Below are 19,454 nucleotides of genomic sequence, written 5' to 3'. Positions count from 1 at the left end.
GGGGAACCAGAATGTCATCCTCCAACTACGTCGAATTCCTCAACATCGACAAGAGCTACGACGGCCGCAGCCTCGTGGTCGACGATCTCAACCTCACCATCGCGAAGGGTGAGTTCCTGACCATGCTCGGGCCGTCCGGCTCGGGAAAGACGACGAGCCTGATGATGCTGGCAGGCTTCGAGGCGCCGAGTTCCGGCAGCATCCGGATCGACGGGCGATCGCTGGAAGCCGTGCCGCCGCATCGCCGGAATATCGGCATGGTGTTTCAGAACTATGCGCTCTTTCCCCATCTCACGGTCGCCGAAAACCTCGACTATCCCTTGCGGGTGCGCAAGATCGCGAAGGGAGAGCGGGCCGGCCGCGTCCGAAGGGCGCTGGACATGGTCCAGATGGGGGCGATGGGCGAAAGAAAGCCGACCCAGCTCTCCGGCGGGCAGCAGCAGCGCATCGCGCTCGCCCGTGCCATCATCTTCGAGCCGGATGTGGTGCTGATGGACGAACCGCTCGGCGCGCTGGACAAGAACCTGCGCGAACATCTCCAGCTCGAGATCAAGCATCTCCACGAGCGCCTCGGCATCACCGTCGTCTATGTCACGCACGACCAGTCCGAGGCGCTGACCATGTCCGACCGCGTCGCCGTGTTCAATGCCGGCAGGATCGAGCAGCTTGCGCCGCCGAGCGAGCTCTACGAGCGTCCCGCGACGGCCTTCGTCGCCGGCTTCATCGGCGAGAACAACCGGTTTACCGGCAAGATCGTCAGCAGCAGCGACGGCGGCGAATACGGCGTGCGCACGGAGGACGGGCAGGTCATCAGCGTTTCCAGCAGCACGGCCTTTTCGAAGGGCCAGCCCGTCATCGTCTCCCTGCGTCCGGAACGGCTCTATGTCGACCAGGCCGCCGCCTGCGCAAACCGCTTTTCCGGAACGGTCGACGAGGTCATCTATCTCGGCGACCACCGTCGGGTGCATGTCCGCTTCGGGGAGAATGCGACGCTTGTCGCCAAGATCCCCAATGCGGGCACGGGCAGCGATATCGCGCCGGCGCAGGCCATTTCGCTCGGCTGGAACAGCCGCGACGCCGTTTTGATCCCGGCCTGACATGAAGGCGGTCTATTGCGACCGGCACCGGCTGCACAGCCCGGGCACCGTCGTCGAAGGCGGCGTTGCCCGGCCGAGCCGGGACGTGTCCGCCCGTCTCGATGCGCTCTTGCGGGCGGTGCGGCGTGCCGGGCTTGCGGTGGTCGATGCCGTCGATCACGGCAGCGCACCGCTCGCGGCCGTCCATACGGACCGTTATCTCGACTTTCTCGCGGCATCGGAAGGTGCGGAGCACGGGCCGCTCGCACCCGCCATCTTCGAAACCCGTCCCGATGCCTATCGGCCGGACTGGTCGCCGATCGCCAAGGCGGGGTATCATCTGCGGGATCAGATAACCCCTCTTGGCGCGGGCACATGGCAGGCCGCATACTGGGCGGCGCAGGTGGCGCTTACCGCCGCTGCGCTCATCCGTGCGGGGGAACGGCGGGCCTATGCGCTCTGCCGGCCGTCGGGCCATCATGCCGGTCGCGACTTCGGCGGCGGCGCGACCTATCTGAACAATGCCGCCATTGCGGCACGGGCGCTTGCTACATCGCTCGGGCGGGTAAGCCTCATCGATATCGACGTTCACCACGGCAACGGCACGCAGGATATCTTCTGGGAGGATCCAAACGTCTTCTTCGCCTCCCTGCACCGCAGCCCGGCCGGCTACTATCCGCATCTCACCGGTTTTTCCGACGAGACCGGGGGGCAACCAGCCCCGGGTCTCACGTTGAACCACCCCCTTGCGGAAAGAACCGGCGATGCGGCCTATCTCATGGCATTCACGGCCTGCCTCGACGCCGCGCTCGCCCACCGGCCCGCGGCGCTGGTCATCTCCCTCGGCTTCGACGCGCTGGCGAGCGATCCGGCCCGGGGCCTCCAGCTGACTGCCGATGCCTTCGGGACGATAGGTAACCGGCTCGGACGGCTCGATCTGCCGGTCCTGTTGGTGCAGGAGGGCGGATACGATCTGGCGACCCTGGAACAGGCAGCCACCCGGTTCCTCTCCGCTTTCACGGGTGATGGCTGAGCAAAGCCATCACCCGTGAACGGACGTCTACGACCAGCGTGCGACCGGTGTCGACATTGCCTTCCGCAGGGGCTGCGTGCGGGCCTCGGACGTCCTGACGGGTGTCGAGACAGAGGCGGGGCGGGCCTTCTGCACGGGCTTGGCGGCGAGATCCTCGAGGAACGTGTCGCACCAGGTGAAGACGTCGTTGGCGCGCAGCGTCGTCATCATGGCGCTCCAGCGCTCCCGCCGCTCCTCCAGGGGCATGGCGAGGCTTCGGGCGATGGCTTCCGCGGTACCCTCGACGTCGTAGGGGTTGACGAGCACGGCCTCCTTCAGCTCCTGCGCGGCGCCGGCGAAACGGGAGAGCAACAGGACGCCGGGATCTTCCTCCCTCTGCGCCGCCACGAACTCCTTGGCGACGAGGTTCATGCCGTCGCGCAATGGCGTGACCAGGGCGAGCTTGGCCATGCGGTAGAGCCCGGCGAGAGCCGGCCGGCGCAGCGAGCGGTTGATGTAGCGGATCGGCACCCAGTCGACCGTGCCGAGCGCGCCGTTGACGCGACCGGCCTGTTCCGCGACGGCCCGCTGCATCGCCTCGTATTCCGGTACTTCGGAGCGGGATTTCGGTGTGATCTGCAGCAGCGTCACCTTGCGCTGGCTGTCGGAATGGCGGGTCAGGAAGGATTCGAACGCATCGATGCGCTGGGTGATGCCCTTGGAATAGTCGAGCCGGTCGACGCCGATGATCAGCTGCTTGCCGTCGAGGCTCTGCAGCATGCGTTTGTGCAGCGCGGTCTGTGCCGCCCGTTTCGCCAGCGCGGCGAATTCTTCCGTCTCGATGCCGATCGGATAGGGCCGGGCGGTGAAGACGCGCCCATCGGTGGCAAAGCGCGAAGCATCCAGACGGGCGGCGAGGTCGCGCCGCGACAGGCAGTCGGCAAAGTTCTCGCGATCATGTTCGGTCTGGAAACCAAGCACGTCATAGGCGGTCAGGCTCGTCAGAAGTGCCTCGTGCACCGGCATGGCATGGAAGACGTCCGGTGCCGGCCAGGGAATGTGCAGGAAGAAGCCGATCCGGTTGGTCACACCCTGACGGCGCAGCTCGGCGGCCAGCGGGATGAGATGATAGTCGTGGATCCAGATCAGGTCGTCCGGCTCGATGAGCGGCAGGAGGCGGCTTGCAAAGAAGTGGTTCACGCGGAAATAGCCGGCCATCTCGCGCCGGCCATATTCGGCAAGGTCCAGCCTGTAGTGGCAGATCGGCCAGAGCACCCGGTTTGCAAAGCCCTGGTAGTATTCCTCGACATCGCGTTCCGTGAGGTCGGTGAGGGCGTATTCGATATTGCCCTCCTTCTGCATCTGCAGCGGCCCGACCGCATCGTCCGCGCAGGATCGGCCGGACCAGCCGAGCCAGAGCCCGCCGCGCGCTTCGAGTGCCGATTGAAGGGCGACCGCCAGCCCTCCGGCAGGGGCGGTGCCGCTCTTGTCGGGAATGGGAACGCGGTTGGAAACGACGACGAGACGAGCCATGAATTCACTACACCTTTGGGGCAGCACGTCCCATTGCAGAGGCGCGTCGAACCCTGAAAAGAGGGATTTTGCGCCAGCGAACGGCGCCAGCGAACTTTTCGCAACGCAGCGTAAACCGTCCACCGGCGCGAAGGTTCCCTCCGCCCCGGCTGGTTTTTCGTGACCGGGCGCATGCCCGGCCTGTCCCGGAGGTGTTCGGGGTCTCCGAAGTCGGCAGAGTTCAGGATTGCTGGAGCGAGGCGTCCTCTTCGGCCTGCCGCTCCCTGTGGCGGGGGCCCTTGGGGAACCATCCGGAAACGCGCGTTCCGACCGGATCGAGCAGCGTCAGCACCACGGGCACGAAGACGAGCGTCAGAAGCGTGGAGGAGATGAGGCCGCCGATGACAGCATGGGCCATCGGCGCGCGCTGCTCGCCGCCCTCGCCGAGGCCGATGGCCATCGGCAGCATGCCGAAGATCATCGCCAGCGTCGTCATGATGATCGGCCGCAGGCGCACCGCGCCGGCATCCGCGAGGCTGTCCTGAAGGCTCTTGCCTTCCCGCCGGCCCTGGTTGGAATAATCGACGAGCAGGATCGCGTTCTTGGTGACGAGGCCCATCAGCATGATGAAGCCGATGATCGAGAACATGTTGAGCGTCGAGCCGGTGACGAGAAGGCCGATCAGCACGCCGATCAGCGAGAGCGGCAGCGTCATCATGATGGCGACCGGCTGAAGGAAGGACCCGAACTGCGAGGCAAGGATGATGTAGATAAAGATGACGGCGAGAGCGAGCGACTGGAGCGCATAACCCATGCTCTCCTCGAGGTTTTCGGCATCGCCCCCGAAGCTGATGCGGTAGCCCGCCGGGATCTGCATCTTGGCGATGGCGGCGTTCAGATCCTCCGTCACGTCGCCGAGCGCCCGCCCCTCGATATTGCTCTTGATCCGGATCTCGCGCGAGAGGTCCTTGCGCGTGATGGCGTCCGGCGCGGTGCTTTCGATGACGTCGGCGACCTGGTCGAGAAGAACGGTGATCGGCTTGCCGTCCTCGTCCGTCCGGCCGGTGGCGATGGTGAGGTCGCGAAGCTGCGCGGCATCGCGCCGGCCCGTTGCCGGCAGGCGCACCACGACATCGTAGGTCTCCCCGTCGGGCGCATTCCAGACGGAGATGGCATCGCCCGCCACGAGCGGGCGCAGGGTATCGCCGATGGCCGCGATCGAGACGTCGAGATCGCTTGCCGCCTCGTGCCGGATCCGCACGGCAAGCGTCGGGCGCTTGTTCTCGATCGACGATTCGACCTCGGTCGCACCCGGAATGGCGGCGAGGGCGGTGGTGATCTCGGTGGAGATGCGGCGCAGCTCCGCCTCGCCGTCGCCGAGAACGGAAAGCTGGAGCGGCTTTTCCGACGAGCCCATGCCGGTGTTCTGGCCGATGGAGACCTCAAGGCCGGCAATGGAGGCAAGGCGCTTGCGGAACGGCTCCATGCTGGCCGCCGTCGTCACCGAGCGCTCGTCGCTCGGCTTGAGCTGGACGGCCACCGTCGCCTCGTTGAAGCCGCGTGCCCCGCCGGCATTGACGGTGGAGTAGATGGTGTCGACATAGTCGAATTCGCGCAGCGCCCGCTCGACCTGGCTGACCTTCGCCGCCATGTAGTCCAGCGACGCGCCCTCATTGGCCTTCAGCGCGATGGAGACCTCGCCCTGGTCGGCCGGGGGCAGGAATTCCGCGCCGATGCGCGGCACGAGCATCAGGCTTGCGAAGAACAGCGCGATGACCACGAAGACGGTCGTCTTGCGATAGCGGAAGGTCCAGCGGATGAGCCGGCGATAGCGGTCGGCAAGCCGGTCGAACCAGCGGTCGAACCGCGCGATCAGCCGTCCGAGGAAGCCGCGCTTCGCGTTTACCTCGGACTGCGGATCGTACCAGACGCTCGACAGCATCGGATCGAGCGTGAAGGACACGAAGAGCGAGATGAGCACCGCGACGGCGACGGTCACGCCGAACTGCAGGAAGAACCGGCCGATGAGGCCGCCCATGAAGGCGACGGGCAGGAAGACCGCGACGATGCAGAGCGTGGTGGCGAGAACGGCAAGGCCGATCTCGTTCGTGCCGTCGAGCGCGGCATCCACATGGCTCTTGCCCATGTGCAGGTGGCGCGTGATGTTTTCGCGCACGACGATCGCATCGTCGATCAGGATGCCGATCGACAGCGACAGCGCCATGAGCGTCATGGTGTTGAGCGTGAAGCCGAGCGCATAGATGAGGGCGAAGGTGCCGATCACCGAGATCGGCAGCGTCAGCCCGGTGATGACGGTCGAGCGCCAGGAATTGAGGAACAGGAAGACGATCACCACGGTGAGTATGCCCCCCTCGACCAGCGTGCGCTGGACTTCGTCGACCTGCGCGGCGATGGGGCGGGAGTTGTCGCGCGTCACCTTCAGCTCGACGCCCTCGGGGGCGAGCTCGACATTCAGCGCCGCGATCTCCTTGCGCAGTTCCGCCGCCACTTCCACCGTATTCGCGCCCTGCACCTTGACGACGTCGAGCCCCAGCGAGGGCAGACCCTGATAGGTGGCGCGGCTCGTTACCTCGGCGCCGACATCCAGGATCGTCGCGACATCGGACAGATAGACCGGGTAACCGCCGCTCTGCGCCACGATGATGCTGTTGAACCCCGTCACGTCAGGAACGCGGCCCTCGACCGTGACGATGCGCTGGTTGATGCCCGATATCAGCGTGCCGGCGGCGCGGTCCTGGTTCTCCTTGCGGATGGCATCCATGACCGATGTGACCGCGATGCCATAGGCTTCGAGGCGGTCGGGATCGACCATCACGAGCACCTGGCGCTCGCTGCCGCCGACCAGCGAGATCTGGCCGACGCCGGCGATGACGCTGAGCCGGTTGGTGATCACGCGGTTGGCGAGCGTGGTGATTTCCGAAAGCGTGCGCTTCGACGAGGACGCGGCGATGGAGAGGATGGGCTCGTCGTCCGGATTGAAGCGGGTGACCTGCGGCGTGTCCACCGCATCGGGAAAGCTCGCCTCCAGCCGGGCAACGCGGTCACGAACCTCCTGGGCGGCGACCTGCGAATCCACGTCGAGCTCGAACTGCACGACGACGACGGAGCGGCCCTCGTAGGATTCGGAAATGATCGTGTCGATGCCGCCGATCGTGTTCAACGCAGTCTCGATCGGGCGGGAAACCTCGCTTTCGACGGTTGAGGGCGAGGCGCCCGTATAGGTCGCCGTGACGACGACGATGGGAAGGTCGGTCTCGGGGAACTGGTCGACGCCGAGGCGGGAATAGGCGAACAACCCGATGACGAGGATCGTCACCATCATCATGGTGGCGAAGACGGGGTGGCGGACGCTGATGCGCGTGAGGAACATCGCTTACAGCCCCTCGACGACGACCGGCATGTCCGCTTCCAGTGCCGGAAGCGGTGCGGAGACGACGACGTCGCCGGCCGCAGGCCCCGAGACTTCGACGAGGCCCCGGTCCGTCCACGCGGTGCCCAGCACGACCGGCTGGCGGCGCAGCACGCCTTCCGTCACCTTGAGCACGAAGCTGCCCGTCTGGTCCTGGCGGATCGCCGCATTCGGCAGGGCGATGACGCCCTTGCGTTCGTCGACCTTGAGGATGCCCGTCGTGAACATGCCGCCCTTCAACGTGCGGTCGTTGTTGTCGATCGCCAGGAAGACCCGCACGGCCCGCGAGCCGGCGACGGCGGTGGGCGATATGCGCGTGACCGCACCGGAGAAGGTCCTGTCCGGAAAACCCTCGACATTGAGCTCGACCGGCTGGCCGACCCGCACCATGGGAATACGGCTGGTCGGCACGCCGGCATCCACCTCCATCCTGGAGAGATCGACGATGGTGAGGAGTTCCGTGTTGAGCGCCACCGTCTGGTCCTGCTCGACGGGCCGCGAGGCGACGACGCCGTCGAACACGGCGCGGACCTCCGCGTCCGCGAGGTCGCGCTCGGCATCCGCGATCTCGGCCCGTTTCGAGCGAAGCTGGGCCGCGAGATTGGCGACATTCGCCTCGGCCTCCAGGGTAGCCGCCTCCGTGGAGGCGCCGCTCTGCCCGAGGTTGGTGGTGCGGCGCAGGACGGATTCGGCAAGCTGCAGCTGTGCGGCCAGGGCCTCCGCCGAAGCCCGGCGCACGGTCAGGGTGGATTCGAGCGCCCGTGTGTCGAAGCGGACGAGAAGATCTCCCTTCCTGACGACATCGCCGACCTTGACGGGCAGTTCGACGATCGTCGAGGCGACGCGGGCGGCGAGTGTCGACCGGCGGATCGGGGTGAGCGAGCCCGAGATCCGCACGTCGCTGGCAATGTCGCGCGGCTCGACGCGCGTGACGTCGACGCCGGCCAGTTCCAGCGGCGGGGTGGATGCGTCCGACGTCTCTGCCCGGGCGGCGTGCGGCCCGTTGATGGCGACGGCGATCAAAAGCCATGCGGCCCCGGCCGCGCTGGACCATGCCTTGTTGCGTGCGAACATTGTTGCTCCGAATGACAGCCGACGATGACGGTGTTGGACCGGTACGTAGAGTTCCGACTGCGTACAATCCAGGAATGAAAAGCGACGATAGAAAAAATTTTGGCGATAGTACGGGGCGCCCCGTTTTGCAGCGGCGCGGCCCTTTCTTTCAACCAGATACGGGCTTTTGCAAGGCGGAAAACGGCATCGTCGGCAAGCCCGGGACGGGGCCGCCCGTCAGGCCTTGCGGCAGGTGCAGGCCTCGTAGCCGCCGGCAAACAGGCGCCCCGCCTTCATGCCGATCCGGGCCGGTACATCCTGCACGCGTTCCACCTTGAGGGAGCGCGCGATCGAGAGCGCGGCTTGCGCACAGACCGCGGCATCCTCGGCCGCATTGTGATGCGCGAAGGTCAGGCCGAGATGGGCGGCGAGCACATTGAGTTTGTGGGACCCGAGATCCGGCCACACCTTCTGCGCCATCTTCACCGAGCAGAGATAGTGCAGCTCCGGATAGCTCTGCCGGTACTGGTCGAGGCAGGCGCGCCAGACGCTGAAATCGAAGGCCGCGTTGTGGGCGATCATCGTGGCGTTCCGGAAGTCGTCGGCGAATTCGTCCATGACCTCCGGGAATTCGCCGGCATCCTCGACATGGTCCGGCCGGATGCCGTGGATGGCGATGTTGAAGGAGGAGAAGCGCATCGTCTTCGGCCGGATCAGCCGCTCCTCGACGCGCACCACCTGGCCGTCCTCGATCCAGGCGAGGCCGACCGAGCAGGCGCTGGCGCGCTGCTCATTGGCGGTCTCGAAATCGATTGCGATGGTCTTCAAGAATGGCTCCGGCCGTTTGTGCATATCCGCGCATGCTCTAGCGGCGCCGGGGTGATTCGGCAAAAGGCAAAGGCTGGGGCCGTCCTATTCCATCCGGGAAAGCGCCTTGGGAACACGGTAGACGGAAGCGTCGTAGCGGAGCCGGTGGGTGGCGGTTGCCGCCGTCTCGGTGTCGAGGCAGGCCCCGTCCTTGCCGGCGACGTTGACGGTCGTCGTGGTCGTCTCGCTCACGACGATGTCGGCTATGGCCGATTGTGGCGACGGCTCCATCGAGAGGGTGCGCTCGGTGTTTTCGAACTCGCCGGCGCAATTTGTGTCCCATTCTCCCCGGTTGCTCGAAACGACGATGTTGTCCAGTACGGGCCGGAGCTTGCCGTCGTCGACGAGGAAGAGCCACAGCGTCGTTTCACCGAAGGGATTGGAACGCGAGCTACCCTGGAGGGAAAGCCGCAGGCCGAAGGCGATCTTCCTGGATGCGAGGCGATAGAATGCCGTGTCGAGGGCGACGCTGGAGACATAGAGCGCGTCATCGGTCATCAGGCCGGGAAGCCGCAATCGCTGCCGGACCGTCGCCTTCTTGCTGTCCACGACGAGGAGCTCGATGTCGCCCTCGTTTCCGTCGTCGGCCTGCCGGGTCATCAGCGGCACCGCGACGAGGGTCAGCGCGGGCTGCGACGGCCAGGTACGGCACACCACGGCATGGGCGTCGCTGTCGTTCTGCTCCGGCAGCCGGATGATCGCGCCATCGACTACGAACGTCCCGTCGGCGCTCCGTGCTGCCGTCGGATAGGCGCTCTCGATGATCGTGGCTCCCTGGACGATGCAGGCATCCGGTGCCGCCCGGGCAGCCGGCGCGCTGACGGCGAGGAGGGTGGCGGCCAGTGCCGCCAGCGGGAGCGGCAGGGTGAAAGATGGGGACGGCAGCGTCATCGGGTCATCCGCGGCAAGAGGAGGTTCGATCGTTTCGGGGAGCATACAGGCGGCATTGCGGCGGCACAATTTGCCGGCCGGCCGTGTCATGGCCTCCTCGGCGCATGCAGCCGCTTCTTGCGTTTCACGCCCTTCAGGCGAAATGCGCCGAGATCCTCGAAGGCGCTGGCTTCCAGCACCGGCAGAAGGCTCAGAAGGTCGTTGGAGATCAAAAGCTGGCGGCCGACCTTGCGGCTGGCGGCGACGATGCGCGAGGCCTCGTTGACCGCCGGGCCGATCACCGTGAAGTCCAGCCGATCGTTGCTGCCGATATTGCCGTAGAACACCTCGCCGATATGCAGCCCGACATGAACGGTCGTGGTGGCAAGCCCCGCCTCCTGCCGCCGGGCGTTCAGCGCCTCGACGCGGCTGGCGAGATCATACCAGGCCTTGAGGCTGGCGGCGGCGGCCTCCTGCGGGTCGGCGTGGTTGAAGATGGCGAGCGTGCCGTCGCCCATCAGCTTGAGCACGTCGCCGCCGGCTGCGTGCACGGCGGAGATGGCCGCCTCGGCATAATCGCCCAGCATGGCGATCAGGTCGCCACTGTGCACGCTTTCCGACAGCGCGGTGTAGTTGCGCATGTCGGAGAACCACAGCACGGCCTTGATGCTGTCGACCTTGCCGCGCTCGATGCGGCCTTTGAGCACCCGTCGCGCGGCGTCACGTCCGAGATAGACCTCGACGAGCGCGCTGGTCATGCGGCGGAACGCGGTGGATTTCACGGCCAGCGCGAAGGCCGGCACCGTGCGCCGCAGGCAGGCGATGTCCTCGGCGGAAAAACCGCCCGGCCGTTTCGTCGACCAGCGCGAGAACAGGCCATCGACCTCGCCGATCGCCTCGCCCAGCCGGTGGAGCTGGAGGAAATAATCGGTGTGGCCCTCTGCACGCAGGTCCTCGAGCACCGGAAAGGTGTAGTTGCTCTTTTCGGTAAGGTTGATGTGCAACTCGCCGAGCTCGTTTTCCAGCATGTGGAAGAACGGGCTTGCGCGCCATTGCGGCTCGTTGCGCTCTGCGTCCAGGCGCGAGAAGTCGCGGCGCGCCGCACTCGCCTCGTCCGCGACGTCCCAGAAATAACCTTGCGATTCCAGCACGGGATGCAGCGTGTCGATGAAGATCGCTGCCTGCTCGAGTTCGATGCCCAGTCGGCCGAGCCGATGGCAGAAGGCAGTGATCAGCTCGGTCTCATCCAGACCGTCGAGGCCCTGTTGCACGAGCCAGTCCACGACATTGCCGATCTCTTGAGGGTCCAATGGCGATACTCCGCAAATCAGGTCAGGCGCGGTGTGCCTGCCGGGCAAAATCGATAAAGGCCCTGAGCGCGGCAGGCAATTGCCGGCGGTTCGGATAATAAAGATAGAGCCCCTTGTAGTAGGGACACCAGTCCTCCAGCACCCGCACCAGCCGGCCGGCGCGGATATGCTCGCTCACCTGGTCCTCGAACGCATAGGCGATGCCGGCGCCCATCAGCGCGGCGTCCACCATCAGGTCCTGGTCGCCGACGACGAGTGGCCCCTCCACCTCGACGGAAAGCTCCACGCCGCCCCGTTCGAACTCCCAGGCATAGAGCCGTCCAGAGCCGAAGCGCAGGCCGATGCAGGGAAGGCCGCGCAGCTGTTCCGGCGTCAGGGGCACAGGATGCTGTTCGAAAAGCGCCGGCGCCGCCACGATGGCGCTGCGTTGGCGCGGCCCGAGCGGCACGGCGATCATGTCCTTCGCGATCACCTCGCCGAAGCGCACGCCCGCATCGAAGCCCTCGGAGACCACATCGACGAAGTCGTTGTCGATGGCGATCTCCACGCTGATGCGCTGATGCGTCTTCAGGAACTGCGCGACGAGCGGCAGCAGCACCATCCTTGCCGAGGCGCGCGCCGTGTTGAAGCGCAGCCGGCCGATCGGCGCACCGCGCAATTCGTCGAGATCGTCCACCGCGTCGTCGATGTCGCGGAAGGCCGGGGCGATGCGCGACAAGAGCCGCTCGCCGGCCTCCGTCAGCGCGACGCTGCGCGTCGTGCGGTTGAAGAGGCGCAGATCCAGCCGGCTCTCCAGACCCTTCAGCGAATGGCTGAGGGCAGAGGCGGTGCAGCCGAGTTCGTCGGCGGCGCGGCGAAAGCTCCTGTGGCGGGCGATCGCCAGGAACGGCAGCAGATCGGCAGGGGAAATCCGGCTCATTGATGAATCATGCTCAGTAGATCGACGAGAACTTACGCGATTATCTCATCAGATGGGTCGCGCTACAACCGTCCTGCCACCGAAGACGGGGCACAGATCCGACACTCAAGGAGAGTATTATGCGGACATGGTTCATCACGGGTGCCTCGCGCGGTTTCGGGGCTCTGATTGCAGAAAAGGCGCTGGAAAAGGGCGACCGCGTCGTTGCGACAGCGCGCAACCCGCAGGCGATCCTCGACCGGTTCGGCACACGCCCGGACCTGCTTGCCGTCGCGCTCGACGTCACCGACGAAGCACAGGCGCACAGGGCCGTCGGTGAGGCGGTCGCCCGGTTCGGCGGTATCGACATTCTCGTCAACAATGCCGGTTATGGCCTGCTCGGTGCCGTCGAAGAGGCGACGGGGGCGGAGGTGGAAGCGCTCTACCGGACGAATGTCTTCGGCCTTCTCGCCGTCACCCGCGCCGTGCTGCCGCATATGCGGCGTCAGCGTTCCGGGCATATCCTCAACTTCTCCTCGATCGGCGGCTATCGCAGCGGTCCCGGCTTCGGCGTCTATTCCTCGACGAAATTCGCCGTCGAGGGCCTGACGGAGGCCCTTTCCGCCGAACTCGCCCCACTCGGTATCCATGCGACGGCGATCGAGCCCGGTTACTTCCGCACGGATTTCCTCGATGCGACCTCGCTCTCGATCAGCCCGATCGAGATTGCGGATTATGCGCAGACCGCCGGTGCGGTGCGGGAAAGGGCGAAGGTCATCAGCCACAACCAGCCCGGCAATCCGCAGAGGCTGGCCGAGGTCGTCGTCGATTTCGTCGATGCGCCCAACCCGCCGGTCCGCCTGCCGCTCGGCAGCGATACGATCGCTGCGATTGCCGCAAAACATGCGGACAACGAAGCACTCATCGCCGAATGGCGGGCGATCGCGGTTTCGACGGATTTTCCGTCCTGAATAGGGGACGCGAGTGCCTGCTTCCCGGCGTTCGCCGAAGCCGGGGAGCGGGTCAGGAGCTCTTTCGCGCGGCTGCCTTCTTGATCTGGCTTGCGGCCATGGTCCGGTCGCGGCCGGCGGCTTTCGCCTCGAGCAATGCGGCATCGGCGCGGGTGATGAGTGTCGCGACGGAGCCGTCCAGCGGGGAGGCCGCAACGCCGATGGAGGCCGATACGGTGCCGAGAACCTGGCCGGAATGGGAGAGTGTCGCACTGGCGATCTTCTGCCGCAGCGTGTCTGCCATTTCGGTGCCTTCCTGCTCGCCGAGCCCGGGCAGGAGCACGGTGAATTCCTCGCCGCCGAAGCGATAGGCGCTGCCGGCGGCGCCCACCGTCTCGCGCAGTGTCTGCCCGACATATTGCATGACGAGGTCTCCCGCATCGTGCCCGAACTGGTCGTTGAAGCGCTTGAAATGGTCGATATCGATCATCAGGCAGGCGAGCGGTTCGCTGCTGCGATCCTGGCCGTGCAGCTGCAATGCTTCATCGAGGAAGCGGCGGTTGAACAGGCCGGTGAGGGGGTCGCGTACGGCAAGCGCGATCAGCTTCTCCCGCAGCTGCAGGTTCGCGATCGCCAGGCCGACATTTTCCGCGATCAGTTCGAGATAGAGCCGCAGGCCGCCCGGCCCGAGCGCTTCTTCCTCCCGCCCCTCCATGTAGAGCAGGCCGATCATGTCGCCCTGGGCCGTCAGCGGCACGCAGAGCGCCGCCGCGCCCGACATGTCGAGATGCTGGCAGGGAACGTCGGAGCCGCTCGTGCCGCTTTCATGGGAGCGACCGCGGCGGAGCCCCCAGCAGGCGGAGGCGGGAAACGCCGCCGGCGAATGCTGCGGCTCGAGCCAGGCGCCGGCGCGGGCGAGCGCCGTCTTGCTGTCGTTGAGGATGTAGAGGCCGCCGGCAAGTTCGGGGAAGATCTGCGGAGCGAAGCGAACCACGACCTCGGCAAGCTCCCCCTGGTTCTGGCACGCCTGAACCCGGTGCATCATCTGCAGGATCATATCCTTGGTGCGCTGGTCGGCCCTGCGTTCGCCATCCAGCTTCTCCCGCTCGATCAGGTTGGCGCGGAAGATCTCGATCGCCTCGTTCATTTCGCCGATCTCGTCGGCGCGCCGGTCGACAGGCACCTCGACCGTATAGTCCTGCTTGGCGAGCCGGCTGACGATACCCGTCATTCGCATCAGCGGCATCGCCACCCGCCGGCGAAGGACGAAGTAGAGCACGGCGACGAACAGGGCGCCGGTCAAGGCGAGCATGACCTTGGCGACGAGGCTCCACAGGTTGCTGCGGTCCTGCGCGGCTTCAAGCTGGGCGCCGGTGCGCGCCGCCGTCAGGTCGCGGAAATGGGCGACCGTCTGGAGAAGCGCCTTCTGGAATCGTTCGTGCTCCGGTCCGAAAAGCGCATCCTGCGCGGCGTCCTTGCCCCCGCGTTGAAAGGCCTCGATCGCGGACAGTTCGATCTTGTCCAGCGCCTCGGCGTCGCGAACCACTTCCTTCAGCGCCTCCGCCTCGCCGGGCGCCAGCCCCTGGGCGATGAGCCGTGCGGCCGTCGCCTCGCGACGGCGTTCCGATTCCTCCTCCGCGCGAAACGCCTCCAGGTGGCGCTCCTCGCCGCGCATCACGTAGAGCCGCGCTTCGTCGCTGCGAAGCTCGGCGCCGAGCGCCAGTTCCTCGGCGAGCGTATCCAGCGTCAGATGCTCCTCGACCGCGGCGCGCTCATGGAGGGCGCTGCGGGAGGACATCATGAAGGAGGCGCCCGAAAGCGCGGTCAGGACGACCGTGATTCCATAGGCCCAGTTGGTGATCGTGGTGATTCGCATCCTGCTACAGTGCCAGCGGCTGTTTGAAAGGAGGATTAAGGAAACACCGTCATTTGCTGGGAGGGGCTGCCCGTTGCAACGAAGGACGCGGGAGGGGATAAGGAAATGCAATCGCCTTCCTATATAAAGCGAGGTGCATCCGGCAGGCCGGATGCGTTCGGGCAGAGACAAGGATAGATTCATGACCGAGAAATCCCCAGCCGACAATTTTCCCGCCGGCTACGAACCCCCGAAAGTATGGACATGGGAAAGCGGCAATGGCGGTGCCTTCGCCAACATCAACCGCCCCATCGCCGGCGCGACGCATGAGAAGGACCGGCCGGTCGGCAAGCATCCGCTGCAGCTCTATTCGCTTGCCACGCCCAATGGCGTGAAGGTCACGATCATGCTGGAGGAGCTTCTGGCCGCCGGCCATGCGGGCGCCGAATACGATGCCTGGCCCATCCGCATCGGCGATGGCGACCAGTTCGGCTCCGGTTTCGTCGAGGTCAATCCGAATTCCAAGATCCCGGCTTTGATGGACCACGCGCCTGCGGGCGGCGGCGCGCCGGTCCGCGTCTTCGAATCCGCCTCCATCCTGCTCTACCTTGCCGAAAAGTTCGGCGCCTTCCTGCCGAGCGCCCTGCGCGCCCGCACGGAAACCTTCAACTGGCTGTTCTGGCAGATGGGCTCCGCCCCCTTCCTCGGCGGCGGCTTCGGCCATTTCTATGCCTATGCGCCCATGCGCATCCAGTATGCCATCGATCGTTACGCGATGGAGGTGAAGCGCCAACTCGACGTGCTCGACCGGCATCTGGCGGACAACCGGTACATGGCCGGCGACGATTACACCATCGCCGACATGGCCATCTGGCCCTGGTACGGCAACCTGGCGCTCGGCCAGGCCTATGGTGATGCCGGCACCTTCCTCGACGTCAAGAGCTACGGCAATGTCCAGCGCTGGACGGCCGAGATTGCCGCCCGGCCGGCGGTAAGGCGCGGCCGCATGGTCAACCGGCTGAGCGGCGATCCGGCGGAGCAGCTGCACGAACGCCACGATGCCTCCGACTTCGACACGAAGACGCAGGACAAGCTGGAAGCCAGCAAGACGGCGTAACAACGACCGGGCACGGGTTGTCCGGCCGGTGTTTGAAGACCCTTCCCCTTTTGGGGAGGGGTTTTTTCTTGGCAGCGCCTCATCTTCTGGGAGGATTGCGAGGGTTTTCTGGACGCGGGATAAGCGGGTATCCTGACCTGTGCCGCAAAGAGTGTTCCCCATGACCGCCTATCCCATCGATCTGATCCGTGCCGCCTTCCCGGCTCTGGCGCAGTCGCGCACGGCCTATCTCGACAATCCGGCCGGAACGCTGGTCCCCCATTCGGTCATCGATGCCGTGGCCGGGGCGATGGCGACGGCATCGGCCAATCTGGGTGGGCGTTTTGCCGCCTCCGAGCGGGCCGACGCGATCTGGCGCGCCGCGCACGAGGCGGCGGCGGAATTCGTCAACGCCGGCTCGTGGCAGGAAATGATCATCGGCCCCAACATGACGACGCTGGCCTTCCAGATGGCGCGTGTCATCGGCAAGACGCTGGTGGCCGGCGACGAGATCATCGTCACGCGCATGGACCACGAGGGCAACATCTCGCCCTGGCTTGCCATGGCCGAGGACCATGGCCTGGTGGTGAAGTGGCTCGCCTTCGACAAGGAGACCTGGCGTATCGAGCCTGAAGACCTTGCCGCGCTGCTCTCGCCGCGCACGAAATTCCTCGCCCTCACCTATGCCTCCAACATGACCGGCAGCATCAACGACGTGACCAGGCTTGCGGCAATGGCCCGGGCGGCCGGCGCGCTCGTCTGGATTGACGCGGTCCAGCTGGCGCCGCACCGCCTGCCGGATGTTCAGGCGATCGGCTGCGATTTCCTCGCCTGCTCGTCCTACAAGTTCTTCGGCCCGCATCTCGGCATCCTGTGGGGGCGTGACAAGGTGCTGCGCGCGCTGCCGCCCCACCGGGTGCGCTGCCAGAGCGACGACCTGCCGGACCGCTTCTGCACGGGCACGCCGCAGACCGAGCTGCTTGCCGGCCTGACCGCGACGATCGACTATCTCGCCTGGGCCGGCGAAACGACGGGCGCGACGGGCACGCGGCGCGAGAGGATGGCGGGCGCCTACCAGGCCTTCGACGCCTATGAGGCCGACCTGATGCGCCGGCTGATCGGCGGATTGATGGCGCTGCCCGGCATCCGGCTGATGGGCATCGCCAATGCGAACCTCTTCGCCCACCGTGTGCCGACGATCTCGTTCACCCATGACCGCCTGTCGACCCATCGCTTCGCCGAGGAACTGGCGGGCCATGACGTCAATGTCTGGTCCGGCCACAACTACGCGCTGGAACCGGCGCGTCATCTCGGCCTCTCCGAAGAGGAAGGCGTCGTGCGCATCGGTATCGCCCACTACAACAGCGAGGAAGAGATCGAACGCACGCTTGCCGTCGTTGGCGCGCTTGTGCGGCAGGACGCTGCATCGTAACTGTGTCGGCCGGCGGTGCAGTCCACGCCGGGCCGCATCGTTTCGGTGCCGGACAATACGATAGGAACAAGAAGCCGGAGCGGTTCCGGTGACCGGGCAACCTGTTCTGGCCGGCTTTTCTCAGGACTTTCACAGATGGTGCCATGTCGGAACCGCTTGCTGCGCGCTGGGTAGCGCCCTTCGCCCATGCGCTTGATCGCTACGACCAGCCGGACAGCGTTGCCGCGCTGTTGGCGGCCATCGGTTCGCTCGCGCGCTTCCATCTCGCGCTCTCGGTGGTCCACCGGAAGAACGGTGGGCCGAGCTACGTCTTCGACACGTTTTCCGGCCCGCGCGCCAAGCGGGCCGTGGCCCTGTTCATTGCCGGCACCTATGTCCTGAACCCGTTCTACAATGCCTATCTCGGCGGCCTCGCCTCGGGCATCTACCTGATGCGGGATCTGGCGCCGGACAACTATCTCGGCTCGGATCTGTATCGCGGCCTCGACATCCGCCGTCACGAGGATGAAGAGCTCGGCTATCGCACACATGGCTGGCCGGAAGGCATGGAGGAACTGCTCATCGCCGTCGACCTGCCGGGCGGCGAGATGGCGGAGATCAGCCTGTCGCGCATCCGCAGCGAAGGCGGCTTCGATGCAGCGTCGGTCGCCCGGCTTCGGGAGGCCCATGCCCTGATCGCCGCGATCTTCCGCCGGCTGTGGGCGCATCTGTCCCGCAGCGAGGCGCGGCCGCAGCCGCGCCCCCTCGACCATCTCTTCACCGATTTCGGCCGCGGCCTCCTGAGCCCGCGGGAGCGGGAGGTGGCACTGCTGATCCTCAAGGGCCATTCCAGCGAATCGATCGGCTACCATCTCGGCATCTCGATCGCCACGGTGAAGACCCACCGGCAGAAGCTCTATGCCAAGCTCAATCTCTCGACCCAGCAGGAGCTGTTCTCCGCCTTCCTGCGCAGCCTCAACCTCTAGAGCCTGTCAGGTCCTCAGGCTTTCGCGGATCGCCGCGGAGATTGCCGCCAGGCCCTGGCGCAGTTCCGCCTCGCTCGACCAGGCGTAGCCGATGCGGAAGTGCCGGTCGTCCTGCTCGAACCAGCGGCCGCGGCCGACATAGGCGTGGTGCTGGCTGTAGAGGCGCTCGTGGAAGGTGGCAAGATCGACATCCGCCGACGGCACGATGCGCGGGAAGCAGACGCAGCCGCCCGACGGCTCGACCCATTCGACCAGCGGTTCACTGGCGATCCAGTCCTTGACGATGGCAAAGGCGCTGGCGATGCGGGCATTGTTGAAGGCCAGCCACTCCTCGCGCTGGCTGAGCGCGACATAGGCGATGTATTCGTCCACCATGCTGCCGGAAATGCCGATCTGCTCGCGGGCGGCAAGGAAGGTCTCCATCAGTGCGGCGTCGCGGCTGATCAGCCAGCCGATGCGGATGCCGGGAATGCCGTAGGTCTTCGAGAGCGAGGAGACGCTGATCACCCTGTCCGACAGGCTGGCGGCGACCGGAAGCATCGGGCCGAAGGTCATCTCGCGATAGGTCTCGTCGAACAGCAGATGGATGCCCTTGCGCTCCACCAGCGCGACGAGGGCGGCAAGCTTGGCCGGCGAAATCATCACGCCCGTCGGGTTGTGCGGATAGGTGACCGAGACATATTTCGTCTCCGGTCGGATCGCAGCCTCGATCTTTGCAAGATCCAGCCGGTAGCCTTCCTCGAAGGTGAGGTCGACAAGGCTGAGTTTGCAGCCGATGGCGCGCGGCGTCTCGATATTGGTCGCGTAGTTCGGCCGCACCACGACGATGTGGTCGCCGGCTTTCAGCATGGAGGTCGCGATGATGAAGAGTGCGCCCGCAGCACCGGCCGTCACCAGCACGTCGTCGGCCGAAAGGCCTTCGCCCGTGCCGGCGATCAGGCCGCGCAGGTCGGGTGCGCCGCGATGGTCGCCGTAGCACAGCAGGATGTCGTCGAGCGTCAGCTTCAGCTCGCCGAGGCGGCGGTCGGCGACGGAGCTTTCCGAAAGGTTGTAACGGATCGTGTCGTAGCCGAGCTGTTCGGGCGATTCGAGCTCGATGGGCATGCGGGTGTATTTCATGGGGCGCTC

The 19,454-nt window shown here is 65.9% G+C and carries 15 protein-coding genes; 6 read left to right on the top strand and 9 right to left on the bottom strand.

The window, feature by feature from the left end; translation table 11 throughout:
• Positions 1–11 precede the first annotated feature (11 nt).
• Both P9A16_RS19835 and P9A16_RS19830 read left to right on the top strand, forming a co-directional pair.
• On the top strand, positions 12–1,097 hold the full coding sequence (locus P9A16_RS19835; protein WP_023517138.1) for an ABC transporter ATP-binding protein: 1,086 nt from the start codon (positions 12–14) through the stop codon (positions 1,095–1,097).
• A gap of 1 nt (position 1,098) precedes the next feature.
• The gene (locus P9A16_RS19830) at positions 1,099–2,109 is read left to right on the top strand and encodes a histone deacetylase family protein (protein WP_023517139.1); all 1,011 of its coding nucleotides are present in this window, start codon (positions 1,099–1,101) and stop codon (positions 2,107–2,109) included.
• A gap of 27 nt (positions 2,110–2,136) precedes the next feature.
• Here P9A16_RS19830 and otsA read toward each other — a convergent pair whose 3' ends face one another.
• The 7 genes from otsA to P9A16_RS19795 form a co-directional block, all read right to left on the bottom strand.
• The gene (gene otsA, locus P9A16_RS19825; RefSeq protein WP_023517140.1) at positions 2,137–3,621 is read right to left on the bottom strand and encodes an alpha,alpha-trehalose-phosphate synthase (UDP-forming); all 1,485 of its coding nucleotides are present in this window, start codon (positions 3,619–3,621) and stop codon (positions 2,137–2,139) included.
• 220 nt (positions 3,622–3,841) lie between these two features.
• Positions 3,842–6,991: an efflux RND transporter permease subunit gene (locus P9A16_RS19820; protein ID WP_024270288.1), complete on the bottom strand. Its 3,150-nt coding sequence runs from the start codon at positions 6,989–6,991 to the stop codon at positions 3,842–3,844.
• Positions 6,992–6,994: 3 nt separating this feature from the next.
• Positions 6,995–8,104 (bottom strand): efflux RND transporter periplasmic adaptor subunit, encoded by a 1,110-nt coding sequence (locus P9A16_RS19815; protein WP_023514596.1) that lies wholly within the window; start codon positions 8,102–8,104, stop codon positions 6,995–6,997.
• Positions 8,105–8,320: 216 nt separating this feature from the next.
• Positions 8,321–8,911: a 3'-5' exonuclease gene (locus P9A16_RS19810; protein WP_023514597.1), complete on the bottom strand. Its 591-nt coding sequence runs from the start codon at positions 8,909–8,911 to the stop codon at positions 8,321–8,323.
• An 84-nt stretch (positions 8,912–8,995) separates the two neighbouring features.
• Entirely contained in the window at positions 8,996–9,841 is an 846-nt protein-coding gene (locus tag P9A16_RS19805; protein ID WP_051758613.1) for a hypothetical protein, read from the bottom strand.
• Between the two features lie 86 nt (positions 9,842–9,927).
• A complete protein-coding gene (locus tag P9A16_RS19800; protein ID WP_023514599.1) occupies positions 9,928–11,130 on the bottom strand; it encodes an adenylate/guanylate cyclase domain-containing protein in 1,203 nt (400 codons plus the stop codon).
• 22 nt (positions 11,131–11,152) lie between these two features.
• Positions 11,153–12,049: a LysR family transcriptional regulator gene (locus P9A16_RS19795; protein WP_023514600.1), complete on the bottom strand. Its 897-nt coding sequence runs from the start codon at positions 12,047–12,049 to the stop codon at positions 11,153–11,155.
• Positions 12,050–12,168: 119 nt separating this feature from the next.
• On the opposite strand from P9A16_RS19795, the gene P9A16_RS19790 reads away from it, so the two are divergent.
• A complete protein-coding gene (locus tag P9A16_RS19790; protein ID WP_023514601.1) occupies positions 12,169–12,999 on the top strand; it encodes an oxidoreductase in 831 nt (276 codons plus the stop codon).
• A 52-nt stretch (positions 13,000–13,051) separates the two neighbouring features.
• Here the strand turns inward: P9A16_RS19790 and P9A16_RS19785 are convergent, their stop codons facing one another.
• Positions 13,052–14,854, bottom strand: a complete 1,803-nt coding sequence (locus P9A16_RS19785) for a diguanylate cyclase (protein ID WP_278025912.1) — start codon at positions 14,852–14,854, stop codon at positions 13,052–13,054.
• Between the two features lie 181 nt (positions 14,855–15,035).
• Here P9A16_RS19785 and yghU point away from each other — a divergent pair, with 181 nt between their 5' ends.
• From yghU to P9A16_RS19770, 3 genes are all read left to right on the top strand, one after another.
• Entirely contained in the window at positions 15,036–15,950 is a 915-nt protein-coding gene (yghU, locus tag P9A16_RS19780) for a glutathione-dependent disulfide-bond oxidoreductase (RefSeq protein ID WP_023514603.1), read from the top strand.
• Between the two features lie 160 nt (positions 15,951–16,110).
• Entirely contained in the window at positions 16,111–17,361 is a 1,251-nt protein-coding gene (locus tag P9A16_RS19775) for a cysteine desulfurase-like protein (RefSeq protein WP_278025911.1), read from the top strand.
• Between the two features lie 143 nt (positions 17,362–17,504).
• Positions 17,505–18,326, top strand: coding sequence for a helix-turn-helix transcriptional regulator (locus P9A16_RS19770; RefSeq protein ID WP_023514605.1), 822 nt, complete (start codon positions 17,505–17,507; stop codon positions 18,324–18,326).
• Positions 18,327–18,332: 6 nt separating this feature from the next.
• On the opposite strand, the gene P9A16_RS19765 is transcribed toward P9A16_RS19770, so the two are convergent.
• Positions 18,333–19,445 (bottom strand): aminotransferase class I/II-fold pyridoxal phosphate-dependent enzyme, encoded by a 1,113-nt coding sequence (locus P9A16_RS19765; protein ID WP_023514606.1) that lies wholly within the window; start codon positions 19,443–19,445, stop codon positions 18,333–18,335.
• Positions 19,446–19,454 lie beyond the last annotated feature (9 nt).

Source organism: Shinella sp. 838 (assembly GCF_029623935.1).
Classification (GTDB): Bacteria; Pseudomonadota; Alphaproteobacteria; order Rhizobiales; family Rhizobiaceae; genus Shinella.
The sequence above is the reverse complement of the archived record's forward strand: the minus strand, read 5'-3'. Positions and strand labels throughout refer to the sequence as shown.